This window comes from Janibacter hoylei PVAS-1 (assembly GCF_000297495.1).
Taxonomy (GTDB): domain Bacteria; phylum Actinomycetota; class Actinomycetes; order Actinomycetales; family Dermatophilaceae; genus Janibacter; species Janibacter hoylei.
Map to the genome: position 1 here is coordinate 1 of NZ_ALWX01000033.1, position 15273 is coordinate 15273.

Annotated in this window: 18 protein-coding genes and 2 pseudogenes; 19 read left to right on the plus strand and 1 reads right to left on the minus strand. The window is 70.3% G+C overall.

Going from position 1 to position 15273, the window contains the following annotated elements; genetic code table 11:
* From rpmE to B277_RS16780, 4 genes and pseudogenes are all read left to right on the plus strand, one after another.
* Positions 1–129, plus strand: a pseudogene (rpmE, locus tag B277_RS17450) (50S ribosomal protein L31); the annotation flags it as partial.
* A 91-nt stretch (positions 130–220) separates the two neighbouring features.
* Positions 221–1306 carry a peptide chain release factor 1 gene (prfA, locus tag B277_RS07680; protein WP_007926936.1) on the plus strand — a complete coding sequence of 362 codons (1086 nt, stop codon included), beginning with the start codon at positions 221–223 and terminating at the stop codon, positions 1304–1306.
* Positions 1303–2208, plus strand: coding sequence for a peptide chain release factor N(5)-glutamine methyltransferase (gene prmC, locus B277_RS07685; protein WP_007926942.1), 906 nt, complete (start codon positions 1303–1305; stop codon positions 2206–2208). The genes prfA and prmC overlap by 4 nt, the downstream gene beginning before the upstream one ends.
* Positions 2209–2218: 10 nt before the next feature.
* Positions 2219–2779: pseudogene (locus B277_RS16780) on the plus strand (L-threonylcarbamoyladenylate synthase); the annotation flags it as partial.
* On the opposite strand, the gene B277_RS19855 reads toward B277_RS16780, so the two are convergent.
* On the minus strand, positions 2719–3054 hold the full coding sequence (locus tag B277_RS19855; protein WP_007926945.1) for a hypothetical protein: 336 nt from the start codon (positions 3052–3054) through the stop codon (positions 2719–2721). The pseudogene B277_RS16780 and the gene B277_RS19855 overlap by 61 nt on opposite strands.
* 41 nt (positions 3055–3095) lie before the next feature.
* Here B277_RS19855 and B277_RS07700 point away from each other — a divergent pair, with 41 nt between their 5' ends.
* The 15 genes from B277_RS07700 to B277_RS16785 all read left to right on the plus strand — a co-directional run bounded on the left by B277_RS07700 (position 3096) and on the right by B277_RS16785 (position 15189).
* The gene (locus tag B277_RS07700; RefSeq protein ID WP_007926946.1) at positions 3096–4373 is read left to right on the plus strand and encodes a serine hydroxymethyltransferase; all 1278 of its coding nucleotides are present in this window, start codon (positions 3096–3098) and stop codon (positions 4371–4373) included.
* Between the two features lie 69 nt (positions 4374–4442).
* A complete protein-coding gene (locus B277_RS07705; protein ID WP_007926947.1) occupies positions 4443–5588 on the plus strand; it encodes a glycosyltransferase family 4 protein in 1146 nt (381 codons plus the stop codon).
* A gap of 119 nt (positions 5589–5707) precedes the next feature.
* On the plus strand, positions 5708–6127 hold the full coding sequence (locus tag B277_RS07710) for a hypothetical protein (protein WP_128276979.1): 420 nt from the start codon (positions 5708–5710) through the stop codon (positions 6125–6127).
* Between the two features lie 41 nt (positions 6128–6168).
* A complete protein-coding gene (locus B277_RS07715; RefSeq protein WP_157986912.1) occupies positions 6169–6504 on the plus strand; it encodes an AtpZ/AtpI family protein in 336 nt (111 codons plus the stop codon).
* Positions 6501–7298, plus strand: a complete 798-nt coding sequence (atpB, locus tag B277_RS07720) for a F0F1 ATP synthase subunit A (RefSeq protein WP_007926950.1) — start codon at positions 6501–6503, stop codon at positions 7296–7298. The genes B277_RS07715 and atpB overlap by 4 nt, the downstream gene beginning before the upstream one ends.
* A 100-nt stretch (positions 7299–7398) precedes the next feature.
* On the plus strand, positions 7399–7605 hold the full coding sequence (locus B277_RS07725; RefSeq protein WP_007926951.1) for an ATP synthase F0 subunit C: 207 nt from the start codon (positions 7399–7401) through the stop codon (positions 7603–7605).
* Positions 7606–7655: 50 nt separating this feature from the next.
* Complete coding sequence (locus B277_RS07730; RefSeq protein ID WP_007926952.1) at positions 7656–8252, plus strand: F0F1 ATP synthase subunit B; 597 nt, start codon at positions 7656–7658, stop codon at positions 8250–8252.
* Positions 8252–9061: a F0F1 ATP synthase subunit delta gene (locus tag B277_RS07735; RefSeq protein ID WP_007926953.1), complete on the plus strand. Its 810-nt coding sequence runs from the start codon at positions 8252–8254 to the stop codon at positions 9059–9061. Before B277_RS07730 ends, B277_RS07735 begins: the two co-directional genes overlap by 1 nt.
* A gap of 73 nt (positions 9062–9134) precedes the next feature.
* Positions 9135–10772 carry a F0F1 ATP synthase subunit alpha gene (atpA, locus tag B277_RS07740; protein WP_007926955.1) on the plus strand — a complete coding sequence of 546 codons (1638 nt, stop codon included), beginning with the start codon at positions 9135–9137 and terminating at the stop codon, positions 10770–10772.
* Positions 10773–10873: 101 nt separating this feature from the next.
* Positions 10874–11773 (plus strand): F0F1 ATP synthase subunit gamma, encoded by a 900-nt coding sequence (locus B277_RS07745; RefSeq protein ID WP_007926956.1) that lies wholly within the window; start codon positions 10874–10876, stop codon positions 11771–11773.
* Positions 11774–11790: 17 nt separating this feature from the next.
* Positions 11791–13245, plus strand: a complete 1455-nt coding sequence (gene atpD / locus B277_RS07750; RefSeq protein ID WP_007926958.1) for a F0F1 ATP synthase subunit beta — start codon at positions 11791–11793, stop codon at positions 13243–13245.
* A gap of 129 nt (positions 13246–13374) precedes the next feature.
* The gene (locus B277_RS18390; protein WP_007926960.1) at positions 13375–13935 is read left to right on the plus strand and encodes an NINE protein; all 561 of its coding nucleotides are present in this window, start codon (positions 13375–13377) and stop codon (positions 13933–13935) included.
* On the plus strand, positions 13932–14411 hold the full coding sequence (locus tag B277_RS15945; protein ID WP_007926969.1) for a DUF2752 domain-containing protein: 480 nt from the start codon (positions 13932–13934) through the stop codon (positions 14409–14411). The genes B277_RS18390 and B277_RS15945 overlap by 4 nt, the downstream gene beginning before the upstream one ends.
* Before the next feature lie 73 nt (positions 14412–14484).
* On the plus strand, positions 14485–14751 hold the full coding sequence (locus tag B277_RS07770; RefSeq protein WP_007926972.1) for a F0F1 ATP synthase subunit epsilon: 267 nt from the start codon (positions 14485–14487) through the stop codon (positions 14749–14751).
* Positions 14752–14757: 6 nt separating this feature from the next.
* On the plus strand, positions 14758–15189 hold the full coding sequence (locus B277_RS16785) for a DUF2550 family protein (RefSeq protein WP_007926974.1): 432 nt from the start codon (positions 14758–14760) through the stop codon (positions 15187–15189).
* Positions 15190–15273: the final 84 nt, after the last annotated feature.

Sequence of the window (15273 nt, forward strand, 5' to 3'; positions counted from 1 at the left end):
CCACCAGATCCGCGCCGAGKTCTGCAGCCAGTGCCACCCGTCTACACGGGCAAGCAGAAGATCATGGACACCGGTGGTCGCGTGGCCCGCTTCCAGAAGCGCTACGGCCAGAAGACCGAGGCCAAGTAGTCACCTCGATGCGCCGGTCAGCCCCTCGGGCTGGCCGGCGCATCGTCGTCTCCAGCCACCGCCGCCCCCACCCACCCGCCAGGAGGTCCCCGTGCTCGAGTCCGTCGAGACACTGCTCGCCGAGCACTCCGAGCTCGAGCACGCCCTGGCCGACCCGGCCGTCATCGGTGACCCCGACCGGCTGCGCGAGGTCAACCGTCGCTATGCCGAGCTGACCCCGGTCGTGGCCGTGCAGCGGGAGCTCGACCTCGCCATCGGCGACCTTCAGGCGGCGCGCGAGCTCGCCGGCGAGGACCCCGCCTTCGCCGAGGAGGTCCCCGCACTCGAGGCCGCCGTCGCCGCCCTCGAGGACCGGCTGCGCCGCCTGCTCATCCCGCGCGACCCGGACGACGACCGTGACGTCATCCTCGAGATCAAGGCGGGCGAAGGGGGAGAGGAGTCGGCCCTCTTCGCCGGTGACCTGCTGCGCATGTACCTGCGGCACGCGGAGAAGCGCGGCTGGACCACCCGCCTGCTCGACGCCACCGAGTCCGACCTCGGCGGCTACAAGGACGTGCGCGTCGCCGTCGCGGCCAAGGGGACCCCCGAGCCCGGCGCCGCGCCCTGGGCCCGCCTCAAGTACGAAGGGGGAGTCCACCGCGTCCAGCGCGTCCCCGTCACCGAGAGCCAGGGCCGGATCCACACCTCGGCCGCGGGCGTCTGGGTCATGCCCGACGTCGGCGACGTCGTCGAGGTGGAGATCGACCCCAACGACCTGAAGATCGACGTCTACCGTTCCTCCGGGCCCGGCGGGCAGTCGGTCAACACGACCGACTCCGCGGTGCGCATCACCCACCTGCCCACCGGCACGGTCGTCTCCTGCCAGAACGAGAAGTCCCAGCTGCAGAACAAGGAGTCGGCGATGCGCGTGCTGCGCGCCCGCCTGCACCAGATGGCCATGGACGAGGCGGCGGCCGAGGCCAAGGAGGCCCGCGCCTCGCAGGTGCGCACCGTCGACCGCTCCGAGCGGATCCGCACCTACAACTTCCCCGAAAACCGGATCAGCGACCACCGCACCGGATTCAAGGCCAACCGCCTCGACGCCGTCCTCGACGGCGACCTCGACCCGGTCGTCGACTCCGCGGTGCAGGCCGACGAGGAGGCGCGCCTCGCCGCCCTCGCCGGGGCAGGGGAGTGACCTCCCTCCGCTCGGCGCTGACGGAGGCGACAGCCGCGCTCACCGCGGCCGAGGTGCCCTCACCCCGCGCCGACGCCCTCGCCCTCGTCGGGCACGTGCTCGGCGCCGACCGGGGCGAAGTCGAGCGCCGGCTCGTCCTCGGCGGCGAGCTCGACGACGCGGCCGCCGAGCGGCTGCGCCGTCTCGTCGAGGAGCGGGCCACCCGGGTGCCGCTGCAGCACCTCACCGGCACCGCCCCCTTCCGCCGGCTCGAGCTGCACGTCGGGCCGGGGGTCTTCGTGCCCCGCCCGGAGACCGAGCAGGCCGTCGACCACGTCATCGCCGCACTGCCGGCCACCGACCGGCCGATCGTCGTCGACCTGTGCACCGGCTCCGGGGCACTCGCGCTCGCCGTCGCCGACGAGACGGACGCCGAGGTCACGGCCGTCGAGCTCAGCGACCTCGCCCTCGCCTGGGCCGCCCGCAACGTCGAGGCGACCGGTCTGCCCGTCGCGCTCGTCGCCGCCGACGCCACCGCGGACCCGCGCGAGGTGCCCGGGCTCGCCGGCCTCGTCGGCCGCGTGGACGTCGTCGTGAGCAACCCGCCCTACATCCCCGCCGGCATGGTGCCGCTCGACCCCGAGGTCGCCGACCACGACCCCGACATGGCGCTCTACGGCGGCAGCGACGACGGTCTGTCCATCCCCCTCGCCGTCGCCGCCACCGCGGCGGCCCTGCTGCGACCGGGCGGCCGGCTCGTCATGGAGCACGCCGACAGCCAGGGCGAGAGCCTGCCTCGCGCGCTCGCCGCGACCGGCGACTGGAGCGACGTCGCCGACCACGCCGACCTCACCGGCCGCGCCCGGACGACGACCGCCCGGCGCGGCGCAGGCGCCCGTCGGGGACCGGCTGCAGCCGACTAGGGTGTGGCGCATGAGTCCAGTCGTCGATGCGACCTCCGACGACCGCACCGGGAGCGTCGCCACCACGGTCGACGCCGTCCGCCGCGGCGAGATCGTCGTCATCCCCACCGACACCGTCTACGGGATCGGGGCCGACGCCTTCGACCCGGCGGCCGTCGCCAACGTCCTCATGGCGAAGGGGAGGGGCCGCGAGATGCCCCCGCCCGTCCTCATCCCCGACGTGCGCACCGTCGACGGGCTGGCCCGGGCCGTCCCGGACTGGGCCCGCCGGCTCATCGACGAGCTGTGGCCCGGCCCGCTCACCCTCGTGCTGCTCGCCCAGCCCTCCCTCCACTGGGACCTCGGCGAGACCGCCGGCACCGTCGCCCTGCGCATGCCCGACGACGAGATCGCGCTCGAGGTCCTGCGCGAGACCGGCCCGATGGCGGTGACGAGCGCCAACCGCACCGGCGAGCCGGCCGCCACGACCATCACCGACGCCGCCGTGCAGCTCGGCCCGGTCGTCAGCGTCTACCTCGACGGCGGCCCGCGCACCAGCCTCGAGCCGTCGACGATCATCGACTGCACGGGCGAGCGACCCGAGGTCCTGCGCCTGGGTGCGATCGGTCGAGACCGTCTCGAGGAGATCCTCGGCGACGGCTTCGACCGGGCCGACGACGAAGGGGGGCGTGCCCCCCCTTCGACGACCCGCAGCCCGGCGACCTGCCCGAGTACCACGACGAGGACCCCGTCGTCGCGGCCGCCGAGGAGGCCCGTCTGCACCGCCCGCGCCATGGCGCCGGTGCCGGCGACGACGAGCAGTGGGAAGATCTCCCCGCAGACGGCGGCCCGACCGCTGACGTGCACGACCCGACGACCGACACCACCCCCGACCCGGAGGCACCGCGATGACCGACGACACCTTCTACGGCTCCGACTTCGGCGCACTGAGCGCCTTCGACCCGGAGATCGCCGGTGTGCTCACCAGCGAGCTCGACCGCATCCGCGGGGGCCTGCAGCTCATCGCCAGCGAAAACATCTCCTCGCCCGAGGTGCTCACGGCACTGGGCTCGACTTTGAGCAACAAGTACGCCGAGGGCTACCCGGGCCGGCGCTACTACGGTGGCTGCTCCGAGGTCGACAAGGCGGAAAACCTGGCGATCGAGCGCGCCAAGAGCCTGCTCGGTGCCGAGCACGCCAACGTCCAGGCGCACTCCGGGGCGAGCGCCAACCAGGCGGTCTACGGTGCCTTCCTCCAGCCGGGGGAGAAGATCCTCGCGATGTCGCTGCCGCACGGTGGCCACCTCACGCACGGCACCAAGGTCTCCTTCTCCGGCAAGTGGTTCGACGCCGTCCACTACGGTGTGCACCCCGAGACCGAGGACGTCGACTACGACGAGATGGAGCGTCTGGCCAAGGAGCACCGGCCCAAGGTCATCTGCTCCGGCGGCTCCGCGATCCCGCGACTGCTCGACTTCGAGCGGATCCGCGCGATCTGCGACGAGGTCGGCGCGATCATGTGGGTCGACGCGGCGCACTTCATCGGCCTCGTCGCCGGCAAGGCGATCCCGAGCCCGGTCCCGCTCGCCGACGTCGTCACCTTCACGACGCACAAGGTCCTGCGCGGCCCCCGCTCCGGTGCACTCGTGTGCAAGGAGGAGCACGCCAAGGCGCTCGACAAGGCGATCTTCCCGATGATGCAGGGCGGGCCGCAGATGCACACGATCGCTGCCAAGGCGGTGAACTTCAAGGAGTGCGCGACGCCCGAGTACCAGCAGTACGCGGCCGACGTCATCGCCAACTCCAAGGTGCTCGCCGACGAGCTGCGGGGGCGCGGCATCCGCCCGACGACCGGCGGCACCGACACCCACCTGTCGCTGCTCGACCTGCAGGGCGTCGGCGTCACCGGTGTCGACGCCGAGGCGCGCTGCGACGCGGCCGGCATCACGCTCAACAAGAACGCCATCCCCAACGACCCGCAGAAGCCCTCGGTCGCCTCCGGCATCCGCGTCGGCACGCCGTGCGTCACGACGCAGGGCATGGGCACGGACGAGATGGTCAAGATCGCCGAGCTCATCCACACGGCGGTCACGACGGGCGACGCCGACCCGGAGCACGCCGTCTCGCGCGAGGTGCGGGCCCAGGTGCGCGAGCTCGTCACCACCTTCCCGGCCTACCCCCGCTGATCCCAACGGTGGTTGAGGTGTGAGGAGCTCTGCGAGGAGCCTCGAAACCACGAGTGTCGGGGGGCAGCGGTGAGGGAGTACGTCTTCGTCTTCCTCACCGCGCTCGTCACGACCTATGTCCTCGTGCCGCTGCTGCGGACGGTCGCCATCCGGGTCGGTGCCTTCACCGAGGTGCGCGAGCGCGACGTGCACGTCGTGCCCATCCCGCGCCTGGGTGGGGTGGCGATGTTCTTCGGCTACGCCGCGGCGACGCTCGTCGCCTGGCGGATGCCCTTCCTCCGGCAGGTCTTCGAGTCGGGGGAGCTCATCGGCATCCTCATCGGCGCCGGCGTGGTCTGCCTCGTCGGGGCGATCGACGACGTGCGCGAGCTCGACGCCCTGACCAAGCTCGGCGGCCAGCTCGTGGCCGCGGCGATCATCGCCTTCGCCGGCGTGCAGTTCTTCTCGCTGCCCCTCGGGGTCGTCACCGTGCTGCCGGCGCCGCTGCTCGTGCTCATGACGATCTTCATCGTCGTGCTGTGCATCAACGCGGTGAACTTCATCGACGGCCTCGACGGGCTCGCCGCGGGGCTGGTGGCCATCGCGGCGATCGCCTTCTTCATCTACAGCTACCTCATCTCCGCCAGCTATGCGCCGCCCAACGTCTTCTCCGGGGCGACCTTCGTCTCCGCCGCGCTCGCAGGAGCCTGTCTGGGCTTCCTCCCGCACAACGTCTTCCCCGCCAAGCTCTTCATGGGCGACTCGGGGGCGCTGACGCTCGGGCTGCTGCTCGCGGCGGCCGCGATCCTCAACGTCGGCCAGATCGACCCGGCCCAGGTGAGCCAGCTCGGCGCCAACCAGGTCGCGGCCACGGTCCTGCCGCTGCTCATCCCGATCTCGATCATGCTGCTGCCCCTGCTCGACGTCGTGTGGGCCGTCGCCCGTCGCACCGCCCGCGGTCAGCGACCCTGGCAGGCCGACGCCCAGCACCTGCACCACCGGATGCTGCGCATCGGGCACGGGCACCGTCGCGCCGTCCTCCTGCTGTGGCTGTGGGGTGGCGTCGTCGCGCTGGGCTCGGTGAGCTTCGTCGTCCTGCCGCCGCTCGTCGCGGCCGTCGGGGGAGTGCTCATGCTCGCGCTGGCGGCGAGTCTGACGACCTGGCTGCCGCGGTTTTCGGCACCGGGGCACCGGCCCAAGGAGTACGACGACCAGGGGCAGCGGATCGACGTGTGAGGGGCCGCACTGCTGGGAATTGGTGGCCCTCGGGACGCTTGTGTAAACTTTCACAAGCGCCCGCCGGACCGTCTGGTCCGACCCGAAGAGCACCCCAGCTCCCGTCCCGAAATGAGCCGATGACGACGAGTCAGCGCCGAAGCCCCGTGCCGGGCATGCGCCGTGGCGTCCTCGTCGCCGGGGTCATCGGGACCGCGCTCGCCACCGCGGGTGGTGCCGTGGCGAAGGGGGCCGACGGCGCCCTGAGCGCCCTCGCCGGGTCGCTCCTCGCCTTCTTCGTCGTCCTCACCGGACTCATGGCGATCTCGCTCATCGTGGCCGGTGACGTCGGGACGTCGATGGCCGGTGCCGGGGTGGTCTACCTCGGCCAGCTCATCCTCCTCGTCGCGGCCGTCGCGGTCCTGCGCGAGATGTCGTGGCTCGACGGCCGCACCGCTGCCCTCTCCGCCATCGTCGCGACCGTCCTCCTCCAGGTGGGTGTCGTCGCGGGCTACGTCCGCAGCCGTCACCTGGTCCACCCGGTTGGAGCCGGCGCATGAGTGCCCTGGCCCGGCGGCCGAAGGGGGAGACTCCTCGCTTCGTGACCAAGGCGCTCCCGAGCGCCGAGGAGTCTGCGGCGAGCGCCGAGCGCTATCGCTCCGACCCGACGCGGCCCCATCCTGCGGCCGCATCCGACGCGATGGCCGCCACGGTCCTCGCCCACCTGATCACCGGGCCCATCCTGTACGGCGCGATCGGCTGGCTGCTCGATCGGTGGCTGGGGACGTCGTTCCTCGTCATCATCGGAGTCGTCGGCGGTATGGCACTGTCGCTGTACGTGATCTGGCTCCGGTACGGTACGTCCCAGGCACCCCACCCCGACCGCGCCACTGCGTCGACGCTCGGTGCCCAGCCACACAACGAGGAGAACCAGTGATCCTGACTGCGCCCGCGCTGCCTGCTGCCGGTGGAGGGGAGTTCCACTCCCCGACGCCGGAGATCTTCTGGCAGCCGCTCTTCGAGGTCGGCGGCATCGTCGTCACCAACCAGATGGCGTGGGCCGCCATCGTCACAGCGGTCGTCTCGATCGCGCTGATCACCCTGAGCCGCAAGGCGGCCGTCGTCCCGAGCAAGGGGCAGTGGCTCCTCGAGGGCTTCTACAACTTCCCGCGCAACAGCGTGGCGCGCGACATGATCGGGACCAAGGAGTTCCGCAAGTTCGTGCCGCTCATCGTCACCCTCTTCACGATGGTGCTCTTCTACAACCTGATGGGCATCTTCCCCTTCGCGATGAACCCGGTCACCGGCAAGATCGGCTTCCCGATCGCCCTCGTCGCGGTCGTCTACGTGGTCTACCACTGGATCGGCTTCCAGAAGATGGGCTTCGTCGGCTACTTCAAGCACATGGTGCCCCCGGGGCTGCCGGGCTGGATCGTGCCCGTCGTCTTCCTGCTCGAGCTGATCACCTACTTCATCACCCGGCCGCTGACGCTGGCCCTGCGACTCTTCGGCAACATGTTTGCCGGTCACATGGTCATCTACCTCTTCGTCACCGCCGGCGCCTACTTCCTGCTCGACGGCGGCATCCTGCTGAAGTTCCTGTCCCTGCCGACCTTCCTCATGGCCGGCGTCATGGTCCTCTTCGAGGCCCTGGTGCAGTTCCTGCAGGCCTTCGTCTTCGTCCTGCTGACCTCCAGCTACATCGCCGGAGCTCTGGCCGACGACCACTGAGTCGGCACCCCGCACCTACAACTGCATAGCACCACCACCCAGAACTTCCCCGTGGGACAGACCCCGCGGCGGATCACAGAAACACGAAAGAGGAATCATCGTGGAAATCTCCGGCAACCTCTCGCTCATCGGTTACGGCCTCTCCGCCATCGGCCCGGCCATCGCCGTCGGTCTGATCTTCGCCGCGTACATCAACGGTGTCGCCCGTCAGCCCGAGGCCCGCGGCCTGCTGCAGCCGATCGCCATCCTCGGCTTCGCCCTCGCCGAGGCCCTCGCCATCTTCGGTCTGGTGCTCTTCTTCCTCTGAGCCTGCCGGCAACGGCCATCCGTCATCGGCACCAGTAACTAGGAGTACCCGTGCACATCACCGCAACCGCCTCGTCGGTCGTGGGTCTCGCCGCGGCCGAAGGGGAGAGCATGCCGCTCATCCCGCACATCCCGGAGCTCGTCTTCGGTCTCGTCATGTTCGCGATCCTGTACTTCGTCGTCGCGAAGTACGTGGTCCCGAACATCGAGAAGGCCTACGCCGAGCGTCACGCCGCGATCGAGGGTGGCATCGCCCAGGCCGAGAACGCCCAGGCCGAGGCCGAGGCCGCCAAGGCCCAGTACGAGGCCCAGCTGGCCGAGGCCCGTGCCGAGGCCGCGAAGATCCGTGAGGACGCGCGCGCCGAGGGCGCCGCGATCGTCGCGGAGATGCGTGGTCAGGCCCAGGACGAGGCCAACCGCATCACCGAGTCGGCGCACAAGCAGATCGAGGCCGAGCGCCAGCAGGCGGCCGTCTCGCTGCGCGGTGAGGTGGGTCGCCTGTCGACCGACCTGGCCGGTCGCATCGTCGGCCACGAGCTGCAGGACTCCTCGAGCCGTGCGGGTCTCATCGACCGCTTCCTGGCCGAGCTGGAGTCCGGTCAGGTCCAGCCCGAAAAGGTCGGTCAGTCCCAGCAGGGTGACGCCTGATGCGAGGCTCCTCCCGCGCAGCCGTGGCCGAAGGGCGTCAGTCCTTCGAGACGGTCCTGATGTCCGGTGACCCGGCCGTCGTGGCGGACGAGCTCTTCGCGGTGACCGCGCTGCTCGACGACAACGCGACCCTGCGTCGCGGCGTCGCCGACCCCTCTCGCGAGGGGAAGGACAAGGCGGACCTCATCACCCGGCTGCTGCACGGCAAGGTCTCCAACGAGACCGTCGGCATCGTCGCCGTGCTCGTCGCCCAGCGATGGGCGCAGGAGCGCGACCTCACCGACACCGTCGAGCGCTTCGCCGTCGAGGCCTCCCTCAAGGGGGCCGAGGATGCCGGCGCGATCGACCAGGTCGAGGACGAGCTCTTCCGCTTCGAGCGCATCGTGGCCGGCAACCCCGAGCTGCGCGACGCCATCGGCAACCGCTCCGGCGACGCCGCCGGCAAGGCGGACCTGGTCGCCGGACTGCTGCAGGGCAAGGCCCGTCCGGAGACGGTCCGACTGGCCCGCCAGTCGGTGCTCGCCCCCCGGGGCCGTCGCTTCGACCGCACGCTCGAGGAGTACCTCGACATCGCGGCCGAGCGTCGCCAGCAGCTGACTGCCGTCGTCACGACCGCGGTCGACCTCACGCAGGAGCAGCACGCCCGGCTCGCCGGCGCGCTGCAGCAGATCTACAGCAAGCCCGTCCAGCTGCAGATCGTCCACGACGAGGACGTCATCGGCGGGATCCGGGTCCAGATCGGCGACGAGGTCGTCGACGGGACCGTCCTGCGACGTCTCGACGAGGCGAAGCGCCACCTGGCCGGCTGACAGCCCGGGTCAGACCACCCATGCAGACCACATACTCGGCCGACACAGCGGCCGGCAACGAGGAGAAGACAACATGACGGAGCTTTCGATCCGTCCGGAGGAGATCCGGGACGCCCTGGACGGCTACGTGCGGTCCTACAACCCGGGCGCGGCCTCCCGCGAAGAGGTCGGTCGCGTCACCGACACCGGTGACGGCATCGCCCACGTCGAGGGACTCCCTTCGGCCATGACCAACGAGCTGCTCGAGTTCGAGGACGGCACCCTCGGCCTCGCGCTCAACCTCGACGTCCACGAGATCGGTGTCGTCGTCCTCGGCGACTTCTCCAAGATCGAAGAGGGCCAGACGGTCAAGCGCACCGGCGAGGTCCTCTCGGTCCCGGTCGGTGACAACTTCCTCGGCCGCGTCGTCAACCCGCTCGGCCAGCCGATCGACGGCCTCGGCGACATCGAGGCCGAGGAGCGCCGCGCGCTCGAGCTGCAGGCCCCGTCCGTCGTCCAGCGCAAGTCGGTCCACGAGCCGCTGCAGACCGGTCTGAAGTCGGTCGATGCCATGACCCCGATCGGCCGTGGCCAGCGTCAGCTGATCATCGGTGACCGCCAGACCGGCAAGACCACGGTCGCGGTCGACACGATCATCAACCAGAAGCAGTTCTGGGAGACCGGCGACCCGCAGAAGCAGGTCCGCTGCATCTACGTCGCCATCGGCCAGAAGGGCTCCACGATCGCGTCCGTCAAGGGCACGCTCGAGGAGGCCGGCGCGATGGAGTACACGACGATCGTCGCGGCTCCCGCCTCCGACGCCGCCGGCTTCAAGTACCTCGCCCCCTTCACCGGCTCGGCCATCGGTCAGCACTGGATGTACCAGGGCAAGCACGTCCTCATCGTCTTCGACGACCTGAGCAAGCAGGCCGAGGCCTACCGCTCGATGTCGCTGCTGCTCCGCCGCCCGCCGGGCCGCGAGGCCTACCCGGGTGACGTCTTCTACCTGCACTCGCGTCTGCTCGAGCGCTGCGCCAAGCTCTCGGACGACATGGGCGCCGGCTCGATGACCGGTCTGCCGATCATCGAGACGAAGGCGGGCGACGTCTCGGCGTACATCCCGACCAACGTCATCTCGATCACCGACGGCCAGATCTACCTGCAGGCCGACCTCTTCAACTCCGACGTCCGCCCCGCCATCGACGTGGGTGTCTCGGTCTCGCGTGTCGGCTCGGCCGCGCAGACCAAGGCGATGAAGTCGGTCTCCGGTCGCCTCAAGCTCGACCTGGCCCAGTACCGCGCGCTCGAGGCCTTCGCGATGTTCGCCTCGGACCTCGACCCCGCGTCGAAGCAGCAGCTGGCCCGAGGCGCCCGCCTCGTCGAGCTGCTCAAGCAGAAGCAGGCCGACCCCTACCCGGTCCCCGAGCAGGCCGTCGCCATCTGGGCCGGCACCACCGGTGAGCTGGACCCGATCGCCGTCGAGGACGTGCGTCGCTTCGAGGCCGAGTTCCTCGACCACCTGCGGCGCAACAAGAACGACCTCATGGAGGGCATCCAGGAGACGGGCAAGCTCGAGGACTCGACGATCTCCGCCCTCGAGGCCGAGATCAAGACCTTCCGCGACAGCTTCGTCCCCTCCAACAAGGAGGACGTCCCGGTCGGTTCGGCGGAGGAGTCGGGCGACGACGCCCAGGACTCCGAGCAGGTCCAGATCGTCAAGCAGAAGCGCTGACCCACCACCGGTCGGGCGCCGTCAGCGGCGCCCGACCGGGGGCAGCAGCCCCCGACCGCCGGCCCTGAGCCGACCACAGACCACCAGAGAGGCGGAAGCACATGGGAGCGCAGATCCGGGAGTACCGGCAGCGCATCCGGTCCGTCAGTGCGACCAAGAAGATCACGCGCGCCATGGAGCTCATGGCGGCCTCGCGGGTCGTCAAGGCCCAGCAGGCCGTGCGTGAGTCCACGCCCTACGCCCGCGCACTCACCCGCGCGGCGTCGGCCGTGGCCACGTACTCCGACGAGGACCACCCGCTGACCACCGAGCCGGAAAACGTGCGCCGTGCCGCGGTGCTCGTCATCGCGGCCGACCGCGGCCTCGCGGGCGGCTACAACTCCAACGTCCTCAAGGAGGGGGAGCGGGTCTCCGCCGCCCTTCGTGACCAGGGCAAGGAGGTCCAGACGTACCTCGTGGGTCGTCGCGCGGTCTCCTACTACTCCTTCCGCAAGAAGGAGTTCGTCGCGGAGTGGACCGGCTCGTCCGAGAAGCCGAGCTTCGAGAACGCCCGTGAGATCGGCGAGCGGCTCGTCGCGGACTTCGTCAAGGAGTACGAGGAGGGCGGCGTCGACGAGGTCCACGTCGTCTACACGCGCTTCGTCTCGATGGTGACGCAGGAGGCCGAGGTCATCCGGCTGCTGCCGCTCGAGGTCGTCGAGGGCGTCGAGGAGCCGGGCGCGGACGAGCTCTACCCGCTCTACGAGTTCGAGCCGAGCGGCGAGGAGCTGCTCGACACGCTGCTGCCGCGCTACGTCAACGCGCGCATCTTCAACTGCCTCCTCCAGGCGGCTGCCTCCGAGCTCGCGGCGCGCCAGCGCGCCATGAAGTCGGCGACGGACAACGCCGAGGAGCTCATCAAGAAGTACACCCGACTGGCCAACCAGGCCCGTCAGGCCGAGATCACCCAGGAAATCTCCGAGATCGTCGGCGGGGCCGGGGCCCTGGCCGAGTCCAAGTGAGAAGGTAGAGAGAACCCATGACTGCCACCGTCACCGAAGAGAACACCACCCAGGCGGGTGGGGTCGGGCGCATCTCCCGCGTCACCGGCCCGGTCGTCGACGTCGAGTTCAGCGCCGACACGATGCCCGACCAGTACAACCTGCTCACCACCGAGGTCCAGCTCGGGGAGACCACCCGCACGCTGAACCTCGAGGTCGCCCAGCACATCGGCGACAACATGGTCCGCGCCATCTCCCTGCAGCCCACCGACGGCCTCGTCCGCGGCGGCCAGGTGCAGGACACCGGCGGCCCGATCAGCGTCCCCGTCGGCGACGTCACCCTCGGCAAGGTCTTCAACGCGACCGGCGCCTGCCTCAACCTCGAGGAGGGCGAGACCCTCGAGGTCAACGAGCGCTGGGGCATCCACCGCTCCGCCCCGGCCTTCGACCAGCTCGAGTCGAAGACCCAGATGTTCGAGACCGGTATCAAGGTCATCGACCTGCTGACCCCCTACGTCCAGGGTGGCAAGATCGGCCTCTTCGGTGGTGCCGGTGTCGGCAAGACCGTCCTCATCCAGGAGATGATCGCCCGCGTCGCGCGCGACCACGGCGGTGTCTCCGTCTTCGCCGGTGTCGGCGAGCGCACCCGTGAGGGCAACGACCTCATGGTCGAGATGGAGGAGGCCGGCGTCCTCGGTCAGACCGCCCTGGTCTTCGGCCAGATGGACGAGCCGCCGGGCACGCGTCTGCGCGTGGCCCTGTCCGCGCTGACCATGGCGGAGTACTTCCGCGATGTCCAGAAGCAGGACGTGCTGCTCTTCATCGACAACATCTTCCGCTTCACGCAGGCCGGCTCCGAGGTCTCCACGCTGCTGGGCCGCATGCCCTCCGCCGTGGGTTACCAGCCGACCCTCGCCGACGAGATGGGCGTCCTCCAGGAGCGCATCACCTCGACGCGTGGTCACTCGATCACCTCGATGCAGGCGATCTACGTGCCGGCCGACGACTACACCGACCCGGCCCCGGCGACGACCTTCGCGCACCTCGACGCGACGACCGAGCTCAACCGTGAGATCGCGTCCATGGGTATCTACCCGGCCGTGGACCCGCTCACCTCGACGAGCCGCATCCTCGACCGTCGCTACATCGCGGAGGACCACTACAACACCGCGGTCCGCGTGAAGTCGATCCTGCAGAAGAACAAGGAGCTGCAGGACATCATCGCCATCCTCGGTATCGACGAGCTGTCCGAGGAGGACAAGATCCTCGTCAACCGGGCGCGTCGCATCCAGCGCTTCCTGTCGCAGAACACCTACGTCGCCAAGCAGTTCACCGGCATCGAGGGGTCGACGGTCCCGCTGGCCGACACCATCGAGGCCTTCACCAAGATCGCCGACGGTGAGTACGACCACGTGGCCGAGCAGGCCTTCTTCATGTGCGGTGGCCTCGACGACGTCGAGCGCCAGTGGGCGGAGATCCAGAAGAGCCTCTGACCCACCCGCAGCACGGCCACGGCCGCTCCCTTCGTCACGAAGGGGGGCGGCCGTCGCCGTCGCGGGGGAGGGCCGCCCCCGGTCGGACGGCATTGGGCCGCACGCGGGCCTGCCCGTACACTGGCGGCCATGACGACTTCCGGCGAGCAGCCCTACGCACCTCCGCCGCCCCCGGGCCAGCAGCCTCAGAGCGGGCAGTCGCAGCAGGCGCCGCCGCCGTCCGGCTACCAGCCCCCCGGCCAGCAGCAGTCCTACGGTCAGCAGCAGCCCTACGGCCAGCCGCCGCAGGGTGCCCCGGGTGGCTACCAGGCTCCGCAGCAGCCGTCGAGCGGGCGGTACCACGTCAACGTCATGGGACAGGAGTACGGGCCCTACGGGCTGACTGAGCTCGCCGCCATGGCGACCAACGGCCAGCTCAAGGGCGACAGCCCGGTCCGCGGGGAGGGCTCGGACAACTGGTTCCCGGCCTCGCAGGTCCCCGGGCTGTTTTCCACCCGCGAGTGGATGACGACGCTGCTCCTGTCGGTCCTCGTCGGGGGCTTCGGTGTCGACCGCATGTACCTCGGGCAGGTCGGGCTGGGCGTCCTCAAGCTCGTCACCTGTGGCGGCATGACGATCTGGACGATCATCGACATCGTCCTCGTCGCCACCCGCAAGATGGTCGACGTCGACGGGCGCCCGCTGCGATGACCCAGCCCGTCGTGCCGCCGCAGCACCAGCAGGTCCACCTGGCGAAGGGCGTGGGCATCACCCAGCGCGCCATCGTGCCGGTACTCGCCGCGATCAGCCTCGTCGGGCTGGTCATCGCTCGGGCCTGGCCGGTCCAGTCGGTCGACTCCGGCGACCCGACGTGCGCGCTGCGCCTGCTGACGGGCCTGCCGTGCCCGGGGTGCGGCATGACGCGCGCGTGGGTGCACATGGCGCACGGCGACGTCCTCACCGCCTTCGAGTACAACCTCTTCGGCCCGATCGGCATGGCGATGGCCGCTGGCCTGGTCGTCTACACCGCGGTCGCGCTCGTGCGGCGACGACCCACCGAGAGGTTGCTCGACTGGCTCAACCCCAAGATCGTGCTGACCCTCGTCCTCGTGTGGCTGGGCTACTCGGTCGTGCGGATGGTCAGCCTGGGCATGGGGCAGGACTACTTCTCGCTCGTCGTCTCCTGAGGCGCGCGCAGACCCATCACCCCGGCGGGCTACGATGACAGCCTGCCGCCGTACCGAGACGAAGGACCCCCCCGTGAGCTCCCTCAACGTTGAACTCGTCGCCGCCGACCGCAAGGTCTGGTCCGGTGAGGCCACCATGGTGCGCGCCCGCAGCACCGAAGGCGAGATCGGCATCCTGCCCGGTCACACCCCCCTGCTCGGCGTCCTCATCGAGGGCGACGTCGTCATCCACTCCACCGAGGGCGACCAGACGGCGACGATCGACGGTGGCTTCCTGTCCGTCGACCACGACAACGTGACGATCGTCGCCGAGACGGTCCAGCCGCCGGCCAAGAGCTGACCCGCGATGACGACCCTGGGCGCGGTGGAGGTGATCCTCCTCGCTGGGTGTGTCGTCATCGCCCTGTGGCTCGTCCTGCTCTGGCTGCGTCGACGGGCGCTGGCCGCGCACGGCCCCGTCTGTCCCTGTGCACTCCGACTGCCCGGGTCGCCTCGATGGCGACTTGGGTTGTTGCGTCTGCGCTCCGAGAGCCTCGAGTGGTTCCGCGTCAGCGGTCTGTCGACCCACGCCAGCTACTCCTGGGACCGTGAGGGCCTGGAGATCTCCACCCCGTCGTCCGAGTCGGTCTCGATGCCAGGGCTCGCGGCCGCTGTCTCGCTGCGGCTGACGGGGGAGGAGGGGCACCTCGCCGACCTCGCGGTCGAGCCGAAGATCTACCCCGCCGTCCGCTCGTGGCTGGAGTCGGCGCCCCCGGGCCGCGGCGTCAACGTCACCTAGCGGAGCGGTCGGGGCGCTCCTCACGACCCACCGCCCGGCCTGCCACACGCCACGTCCCCCGCCGATCTCGAGGTTCGGCCACGC

Excerpts from the sequence above, each read along its gene's own strand:
- B277_RS18390 (WP_007926960.1), top strand. The coding sequence starts at position 13,375 with ATGACGACTTCCGGCGAGCAGCCCTACGCACCTCCGCCGCCCCCGGGC.
- B277_RS07745 (WP_007926956.1), top strand. The coding sequence starts at position 10,874 with ATGGGAGCGCAGATCCGGGAGTACCGGCAGCGCATCCGGTCCGTCAGT.
- B277_RS15945 (WP_007926969.1), top strand. The coding sequence starts at position 13,932 with ATGACCCAGCCCGTCGTGCCGCCGCAGCACCAGCAGGTCCACCTGGCG.
- B277_RS16785 (WP_007926974.1), top strand. The coding sequence starts at position 14,758 with ATGACGACCCTGGGCGCGGTGGAGGTGATCCTCCTCGCTGGGTGTGTC.
- B277_RS07700 (WP_007926946.1), top strand. The coding sequence starts at position 3,096 with ATGACCGACGACACCTTCTACGGCTCCGACTTCGGCGCACTGAGCGCC.
- atpD (WP_007926958.1), top strand. The coding sequence starts at position 11,791 with ATGACTGCCACCGTCACCGAAGAGAACACCACCCAGGCGGGTGGGGTC.
- B277_RS07735 (WP_007926953.1), top strand. The coding sequence starts at position 8,252 with ATGCGAGGCTCCTCCCGCGCAGCCGTGGCCGAAGGGCGTCAGTCCTTC.
- B277_RS07710 (WP_128276979.1), top strand. The coding sequence starts at position 5,708 with ATGACGACGAGTCAGCGCCGAAGCCCCGTGCCGGGCATGCGCCGTGGC.
- atpA (WP_007926955.1), top strand. The coding sequence starts at position 9,135 with ATGACGGAGCTTTCGATCCGTCCGGAGGAGATCCGGGACGCCCTGGAC.